Here is an 8,275-nt window from a genome sequence, read left to right on the forward strand (position 1 = left end):
CCGATGGACTTCGCAAGAAGCTCAAACAGCGAGGCTCGACGCCGTACACCCTGGTGATCACCCGCATCGGCCGCGCCGGTGTCGTCTTCCTCTGCCGAGCGGTCGCTCCCACCCGCTGACAACGCACCTATGGCCGGCCGCACCTGGTCACAGGTCAGGCTTCCATCTTCTTCACCACGCGCTGCACCGTGAGCCAGGTGCGGGTGGTGATGTCCTTGCCGTAGATCTTCTCCAGGCGGGCCATGAAGTCAGGGGTCGCGCCGGTGCTGTTGTCGATGACGGTGAGGAAGGCGCGGGCCTTGCGGTCGTAGCCGATGACGCGGGTGAGGGGGTCGTCGTCGAAGGTCTTGGTGTCGGCTTCGCGCATCTTCGTCTTGAAGAAGGTGACGGTGAGATAGGAGCCGCGTTCGTGGGGGAGACCTTCGAAGGGGTCGCGGTCGAGGAGCGCGCGCAGTTCGGGACGGCTGCGGATGATGGTGCCGCCCGGGATGCCGAGTTCGGCGTTGAGTGCCTGCTGGATGCGATCTTCCAGGTCGGCGGGGTCGTCCGCGGTGCGGAAGACGACATTGCCGCTCGTGAGTACCGACGCGACCTTCTCGAAGCCGAGCCCCTCGAACACCCCGCGCAACTTCTCGTTGCGCATGTTCGGGTTGGTCGGCATGATCCCCCGCAGCAGCGCCGCATAGCTCTCCACGTCGCTGACCGTACCGACCCTCACCGACAGAAACCATCGCATCCGGTGGCCGTGTCAGCGAAGCACCCGGGAGTCAGGACTGAGCGGCGGCGTTCTTCTTGCGTTCGATGTCGGCCAGCGCCGCCATGTAGACCTCGCGCTCCTCGGCACTGGCATCCCAGGCGACCTTGCGGTTCTTCACGACCTTGGCGGGAGCGCCGACCGCGATGCTGTAGTCGGGGACATCGCCACGCACCACCGCGTGCGCGCCCAGCACGCAACCGCGGCCGACCCGGGTGTCACGCAGGACGGTCACCTTCGCCGCGATCCAGGTGTCGGGGCCGATCCGCACGGGACTCTTCACGATGCCCTGATCCTTGATGGGCATGTTGATGTCGTCCATGCGGTGGTCGAAGTCGCAGATGTAGCACCAGTCGGCGACCAAGGTCGACTCACCGATCTCGATGTCGAGGTAGGTGTTGACGACGTTGTCCTTGCCGAACACCACCTTGTCGCCGATCCGCAGCGAGCCCTCGTGGCAGCGCAGGGCGTTGCCGTCGCCGATGTGCACCCAGCGGCCGATCTCCATGCGCGCGAGTTCCGGGGTCGCGTGGATTTCCACATTGCGGCCGAGGAACACCATTCCGCGCAGCACGATATGCGGGTTGGCCAGGCGGAACTTGGCCAGCCGGTAGTAACGCACCAGGTACCAGGGGGTGTAGGCGCGGTTGGCGAGCACCCAGCGCAGCGAATCCCTGGTCAGAAATCGGGCCTGCTGCGGATCGCGGCGGCGTGATCCACGCCAGCGCGCGCTCAGCGGCGCGCCCCACATGCTCGTCACGAACTACTCTCCCGTCATGATCGCACCGGGCCTGCCCCGGGGATTCGGTCCTCGGGTACACAGAGTACTTTCGCAGGGCACACTTACCGTGCCATACCCCGATCAACGGCGCGAGCAGATAGGGCGTTCGGATGTCGAGCTGCAGCAACGGTGTATCGACGGCATGTTGACCGGTCGACGGTACCGCCTCGAACTCACTGCTGAGCAGCAAGTTTGCGCTGAGCGGTTCGCTGCGGTGTGCCGGGCTGTGTGGAATACCGGTTTGGAGCAGCGGCGCGATTACCGGCGCCGCGATGGTTGGATCGACTACCACCGGCAAGCGGGCGAGCTCGCGTCGGCGAAGGTCGACCACACGTGGTTGAAAGCCGCGCCGGGGCATTGCTTGCAGCAGACCCTGATGGATCTGGATAAGGCGTGTCGCGAGCACGGGACATGGAAAGTGCGGTTTCGTTCGGCGCGACGGTGGGTTCCATCGTTCCGGTTCCCGGAGGGCGGCAAGATGGTCGTCGAACGGCTGAACAAGCGGTGGGGTCGGGTGAAGCTGCCCAAACTCGGGTGGGTGCGGTTCCGGATGTCACGGGCAGTAGGTGGAAAGGTCCGTAATGCGACGGTGTCGCGGGATGGTGGCAGATGGATGGTGTCGTTCATCGTTGAGGATGGACTGGTGACCCCACAGCAGCATTCTGCACCTGATTCCGCAGTGGGCGTGGATCGTGGCGTGAAGGTCGCCGTGGCGTGTTCTGACGGCGTCATGGTCGACCGGGTATTCGCCACAGCTGGGGAAACGAAACGCTACCGGCGGTTACAGCAGCAGTTGGCGCGGCAAAAGAAGGGTTCCGCCAACCGGAGCAAGACCCTGTCACGGATGCGTAGTATCCGTGCGCGGGAGCGGGATCGCCGTACCGACTTCTGTGAACAGACTGCGCATCGACTCGCGACAGCGAATTCGCTGGTGGCAGTGGAGGACTTGAAAATCACGAACATGACCCGCAGTGCGCGAGGCACGGCGGTAGTTCCGGGTGTGAATGTGCGGCAGAAGGCTGGTCTGAACAGGGCGATCCTTGCGAAAGGGTGGCGTCGGTTGCAGCTTGCGCTGGCCGGCCAAGCTCGATACACGGGTACACGGATCGTGGTGGTACCTGCAGCTTTCACGTCGCAAATGTGTTCGGCATGTGGAGTAGTGGATCCGGAATCGCGCAAGAGCCAAGCGCTGTTCCGGTGTGCCCATTGCGGTCACACCCTGAACGCGGATGTGAATGCCGCACGAAATATTCTGGCCGCAGGGCGTGCGGTCACAGCTTGTGGAGACCTCAGCGCTAGTCGGTCTATGAAGCAGGAATCCAAGGCGGACATCCCGCGAGGGACTACCGCTCCAACTGCCGCTTGAAAGCGGTTGGAATCCCCGGTGCCATCCGCGGGAGGACGTCAATACACAGGGAGATCAGCAGTGCGAACTCGGACTCGCGTCGTTGCCTCGCTCGCTGCCGCCGGTGTGGTGGCGCTGGCCGGGTGCGGCACGGATGTGGACGACATCACGGTCGGCGCCGGAAAAGGCTGGCCCGCAACGCATCACGATGGCAGCAACGCGAGCGGCAGCCCGGTGCGGGGTGCGGACTCGATGTCGCTGAGCTGGTCACGTCCGGTGGGCGGCCCGATCGCCCAGCCGTTGACGATCGGCGCCGAGGGCCAGATGTTCGTCACCACGAGCACCGGCAACTGTGCGATCTTCTCCTTTCAGATGCTCACCGGCCGCAAACGCTTCTGCAACCCGCTCGGCCCGTCGACGATCGAAGCGCCGACCGTGCTCGACGGAGTCAGCAATGTGTACGTCGGTGACGACGGCGCGGTGAATTCGTTCAACTACCTCGGGCAGCCGCGGTGGCGCACCCCGGTGGCGGGCGTGCCGGTGGCGATCCAGTTCACCGGCGACGGCAACGTGCTGACGGTGACGCAGTCCGGTCAGGTCGACGTGCTGAGCCGGCAGACCGGCGGTCGGGTGGTGCCGACCCTGCAGCTGCTCGGTGAACCCGACTTCCTGAAGTACCCCGGTCTCACCCGTCCCGCGTCCGGCGACGGGCTCGACGACTGCCAGACGGGTGGTCCCCGCTGTGCCGTCGCCAACACCACCGCCGTCGACCCGTCGACCGGCCGCTTCTTCGTCACCGTCTGGGAGCCGGGCAAGCAGGCCGCCGCTCTGCGCGCGATGCGCTACGCCGACGGCGCCGTGACCCAGGAGTGGAGCGCCGAGGTACTCACCGGCGGCAGCGCGACCAGCCCCTCCCTCTCCGCCGACGGCGACACCGTCTACATCGGCGACAACAGCAAGCGCCTGATCGCCCTGAACGCCACCGACGGCGCCACCCGCTGGACCCAGCCGTTGCCGTGGGCGCCGCAGGGCGGCATTTCCGTGGCGGGCGACCTGATCATCCCGGCGGGCGACGACGGTTACCTGACCGCGCTGCGCGACAAGGACGACAGGGCCGAGATCGTCTGGGAACGCAAGGATCTCGCCCTTCGTGGCACCCCGGCACACACCGCGGGCGATATCGGCTACACCGTCGCCGCCATCGGCGCGGGCCTGAGTCTCATCACCTTCGACACCACCACCGGCAACACCATCGACTCCGACCCCCTGCCGGCCGCCACCGGCACCACCACGGGCACCTCCATCGGTCCGGAAGGTGAAGTCGTCGTCGCCACCCGCCTCGGTGAGATCTTCGCCTTCACCCCGGACGCCTGAGTACCCGCGGGCTTCTTCCGCCGCGCACGGACGAGGTACGTCTGAATCGCCTCAGTACGGGTTGGCTCGGTCCAGCCAGCGCGCGTCGAGTTCCGTCGCGCGCTGCCGGGTGAAGGAGATGCGCGCCGGATCGCCGTCGGCGGTATAGCGCTGGTCCGGGTTCGCGGCGAGCCAGTCCAGCCAATAGGCCGAATCGAACGGGACCGCACCCCGGCCCGATCGGATGCGCGGCACCCCGCCGGGGTCGACCGCGCCGTAGGGGGCGGGGGCGGGGTTGGAGCCCACCAGCATCACGGCGTCGAAGCGGTAGGAGGTGCCGTCCCAGTGGCCTGCCGTGGCCAGTGCGTGGTCGCGGGGATGGATGCCGAGCGGTAGCGCCATGGTGCGCACGGCCGCTCCGGGCGCCGCCGTGGTCACCGCGCGCACGTTCTGCACCAGTTCGCGTTGCACGCCGTCGGCGTCCAGGCTCGCGAGGTTGGCGTGATCGGCTGTGTGCGCGCCTATTTCGTGGCCGTTCGCGACCAGCCACGGCAGCGCGCGCGGGTCTGCGCCGAAGGGCTCGTTGTTCACGTAGAAGGTGGCCGCCGGGCGGAAGTCGGGGTAGCGGGCCCCGAACTCGGCGAGAATGCCCGCGGCACTGTCCGGTGCCACCGCGCCGGTGTCGGTGAAGCCGAGTTGGCTGCCGGTGGAATCGTCGAAGGTGAGTACCACCGGGTGGGTACCGGCGGGCAGGTCGAGGTCGCCGGAGATGTATCGCGCGGCGGTGACCGGGCGGTAGTTCTCGCGGTACAGCCGTTCGAGTTCGTCCCGGAATTCCGCCGGGGTCTGGTCGTATTCGCCGGCCGGATTCGGGGTGATCTGGTGATACATCAGGATCGGGACGAATCCCAGTTCGTTGGCGGCGATCTCGGCGGGATTCGGCGGTGCCGGTTTCGCCGTCGTCACCGGCACCGTCGTGTGCGCCGGAACCGCGGCATTGTTCACTGCGGTACAGGCTGTGAGTGCGGCCGCCAGCGCTGCCGCCGACACGAGCCGAAACATTGTGTTCGAACCGCCCATCATCAATGCGATATTACGCCGCGGCGACGGATTACAGTCGATCTATCGATACCGAGTACGCCGCGTCGGAACTGCGAAATAGTTGGCGTGTCAATGGTTTTGAAAGGCGGTGTTGACGGTGGAATGGCAGCTCCGATCGGCCGATCGACGGCGATGGATGGCTCCCGTTATCGGTGTCGCCCTCGCGTCGCTGGTGGTCTCCCTGGTAGCCGGATTCGCGCTGAGTAGATCCGCGGAGTCGCCTGTCGCCGACACCGTGCCGCCGACGCTGCGGATGACACCGACCGATCCGGTGAGCTCCTATCGCGCGCCGGTCGTGGTGCGCGGCACCGCGATCGACGCGGCTCGCGTGTCCATCGGCCCCGATTCGGTGGTCCCCGCCGCGGACGGGACATTCGAACTCTCGGTGCGATGGGCCCCCGCCTTCGAGGTCGTCGCGACGGACGCCGACGGCAATCAGACCAGCAGCACCGCGGTCACGTCGAGCACGCTACCGAGGATGCGCGCGGTGCACGTCACCGCGCACGCCTGGTCGCACGAGGGACTGCGCGAAGCTGTTCTCGATCTTGCCCGTGAGGGCCGTATCGATACCGTGCAGCTCGATATCAAGGACGAGGACGGCGTGATCGGCTACGCCTCCCAGGTGCCGCTCGCCCTCGAATCCGGTGCCGCCGCGGCGATCTACGATGCCCCGGCAGCTCTGCGGCAGTTGCACGATATGGGCCTGCGGGTGGTCGGGCGCATCGTCGCATTCCGCGATCCGACTCTCGCGGGCTGGGCCTGGCACAACGGCCGACCCGACTGGGTTGTCCAGAATCCTTCCGGGCAACCCTATTCCAGCCACTACGGCCCGATCGCCTTCACCAATTTCGCCAACCCCGACGTGCGTGGATACAACATCGATCTCGCGGTCGAGGCAGCGCGACTCGGCTTCGACGGCATCATGTACGACTACGTCCGCCGCCCCGACGGCAGCCTGAACAGCATGCGTTTCACCGGCCTCACCGACACCCCCGCCGCCGCGGTCGCGGGCTTCCTCGCCGAGAGCCGCTACCCCGTGCACCTCGCGGGCGCGCACCTGAGCGCCGCGGTCTACGGAATCGCCTCCACCCGCCCGGACGAGATCGCCCAGGACATCCCGCTCATCGCCCGCAGCGTCGACTTCGTGGCGCCCATGATCTACCCGTCGCATTGGGGCCCCGGCGAATACGGCGTCGCGAACCCCAACGCCCAGCCCTACGACATCATCTTCCGCTCACTGCAAGACTTCACGGCGGCCACGGCGGGCACCGGCGCGAAAGTGGCCCCGTGGCTCCAGGACTTCAGCCTCGGCGTCACCTACGGCGACGCCGAACTCCGCGCCCAGATCGACGCCACCCGAGACGCGGGCATCGACAGCTTCTTCCTCTGGAACGCCGCCACTCGCTACCACGGCGGCGGCCTCCAACCGGCCTGAAACGGAACAGGTTTCGGAGCAGAACGGCCTCGGCCCCCGTCCGGACACAGCGCCGATTACTGCACCCAGGCGAGCGCATCGCTCTCGTCGGCCAGCGCGAACACCCGCACCTGCGCCGGAATCAGAAACCCGAACAGATGCACAGCCTCGCCCAACATTCGATGATCGGTGACCAACGCGATCCGCCCCCACGCGTCCCGCGGCACCTTCACCAACTCGAGATCCTTCGCCATCGCCCCCAGCGAATACCCGTCGAAGTCCTCGCCCAGGACGTACACCAGGTTGACCGGCTCCTCCCGCTCGACGGCCGTCCTGATCGCCGGATCGAGCACCTTCGCATAGTCGTCAGCGGTCACCGTCCCGCTGGCCCTGAACCCGATCGTCGCGACGGGCAGATCGGAAATCGGCTGCAAGGGCATCGGCTCTCCTCGACTCGAAGGCGTTGGTCCAGACCCCCGCGACCCTAGATCCGACCCATCGCTCCGACTTCACCCGTGACGGATGAACCGCGCAGTGTTGTGGATCACTTCTTGCCCTCAAATGTTAGGTACATTACTGTACCTAACTGATAGAGACATCCGTGTTTCTATCTTGAGCTGATGTCCAACGAAGGGCTGGTCGGGATCGATGAGGTTGTTCTCCAGGAGATGGTTGGCGGGGGCGGTGGTGTCCGTGACGGCGATCGCCGCGTCGGGGTTGGCGGTTCCCGCTGTGCAAGCGCAGCCGGATGGCGGCGCGCGAGGCGCGGCGTGGACCGCTACCGCGGATTCACCACCGCTGTATCCGGGCATTCATATCGACTGGGATGTACCGATCACGATGAGTGACGGAACAGTGATCAAAGCGAATGTCTACCGTCCGATGGACGCTGCGGGACGCATCGTGGAGACGCCGACACCGACGATCGTCAACATGACGCCCTACACGAAATTGGCGTCGATGCTGGCCACCTCGGCCCTGTCGATCCCCGTGCTGTTCGACTTGTTCACCGATGTGATGAATCGGTTCGATCTGTTAAACCTGACCGGAACGCCGTTCTCGGGGATCGGTGAGCTGATCGGCGTCAGCTCCGGTGGGGCAGCGCGACTGTTCTCGGCCGATGACAAGTTGATCAAGAGTGGCTACACCTATGTGGTGGCCGATATCCGCGGTACCGGGTTTTCCCAGGGTTCGTGGGACATGTTCAGCGAGCAGGAGACGCAGGACACCGCTGAGATGATCGACTGGGCCGCGAATCAGCCGTGGTCGGATGGCAATGTCGGGATGAGTGGTATCTCGCACTCGGGCATCGTCCAACTCCAGGTCGCCCAGCAGAATCCGGCCGCGCTGAAGGCGATCTTCCCCCTCGTCGGCGCCAGCGACATACTCCGCTCGTACGCTCTGCCCGGCGGTGCAGTGAACCCGTTGTTCACCCCGGCTTGGCTCCTGGCGATCACCACCACGAAGTGGATGCCCGATCTGGCATCGATTTTCAACGGCCGATTCGATTGGCAGTGGCTCGAGGAT

8 protein-coding genes are annotated in these 8,275 nt (G+C 66.0%); 4 read left to right on the forward strand and 4 right to left on the reverse strand.

Annotated features, from left to right (window positions below; all coding sequences use genetic code 11):
• Nucleotides 1–154: 154 nt before the first annotated feature.
• A complete protein-coding gene (locus ACFWF3_RS15240; protein WP_379314146.1) occupies nucleotides 155–694 on the reverse strand; it encodes a DUF1697 domain-containing protein in 540 nt (179 codons plus the stop codon).
• Between the two features lie 73 nt (nucleotides 695–767).
• The gene (locus ACFWF3_RS15245; protein WP_379314147.1) at nucleotides 768–1,514 is read right to left on the reverse strand and encodes an acyltransferase; all 747 of its coding nucleotides are present in this window, start codon (nucleotides 1,512–1,514) and stop codon (nucleotides 768–770) included.
• A 16-nt stretch (nucleotides 1,515–1,530) separates the two neighbouring features.
• On the opposite strand from ACFWF3_RS15245, the gene ACFWF3_RS15250 reads away from it, so the two are divergent.
• Together ACFWF3_RS15250 and ACFWF3_RS15255 are read left to right on the forward strand one after the other, a co-directional pair.
• The gene (locus tag ACFWF3_RS15250; RefSeq protein ID WP_379314148.1) at nucleotides 1,531–2,901 is read left to right on the forward strand and encodes an RNA-guided endonuclease InsQ/TnpB family protein; all 1,371 of its coding nucleotides are present in this window, start codon (nucleotides 1,531–1,533) and stop codon (nucleotides 2,899–2,901) included.
• 60 nt (nucleotides 2,902–2,961) lie between these two features.
• The gene (locus ACFWF3_RS15255; protein ID WP_379314149.1) at nucleotides 2,962–4,254 is read left to right on the forward strand and encodes a PQQ-binding-like beta-propeller repeat protein; all 1,293 of its coding nucleotides are present in this window, start codon (nucleotides 2,962–2,964) and stop codon (nucleotides 4,252–4,254) included.
• 51 nt (nucleotides 4,255–4,305) lie between these two features.
• Here ACFWF3_RS15255 and ACFWF3_RS15260 read toward each other — a convergent pair whose 3' ends face one another.
• Nucleotides 4,306–5,238 (reverse strand): polysaccharide deacetylase family protein, encoded by a 933-nt coding sequence (locus ACFWF3_RS15260; RefSeq protein WP_379314150.1) that lies wholly within the window; start codon nucleotides 5,236–5,238, stop codon nucleotides 4,306–4,308.
• A 232-nt stretch (nucleotides 5,239–5,470) separates the two neighbouring features.
• On the opposite strand from ACFWF3_RS15260, the gene ACFWF3_RS15265 reads away from it, so the two are divergent.
• The gene (locus ACFWF3_RS15265; protein ID WP_379314151.1) at nucleotides 5,471–6,769 is read left to right on the forward strand and encodes a putative glycoside hydrolase; all 1,299 of its coding nucleotides are present in this window, start codon (nucleotides 5,471–5,473) and stop codon (nucleotides 6,767–6,769) included.
• A 56-nt stretch (nucleotides 6,770–6,825) separates the two neighbouring features.
• Here ACFWF3_RS15265 and ACFWF3_RS15270 read toward each other — a convergent pair whose 3' ends face one another.
• A complete protein-coding gene (locus ACFWF3_RS15270; RefSeq protein WP_379314152.1) occupies nucleotides 6,826–7,188 on the reverse strand; it encodes an STAS/SEC14 domain-containing protein in 363 nt (120 codons plus the stop codon).
• Nucleotides 7,189–7,441: 253 nt separating this feature from the next.
• Here ACFWF3_RS15270 and ACFWF3_RS15275 point away from each other — a divergent pair.
• The coding region (locus tag ACFWF3_RS15275; RefSeq protein WP_379314153.1) for a CocE/NonD family hydrolase at nucleotides 7,442–8,275 on the forward strand (834 nt) is incomplete at its 3' end.

Origin of the sequence: Nocardia sp. NPDC060220 (genome assembly GCF_042727815.1) — a bacterium.
Lineage (GTDB): Bacteria > Actinomycetota > Actinomycetes > Mycobacteriales > Mycobacteriaceae > Nocardia.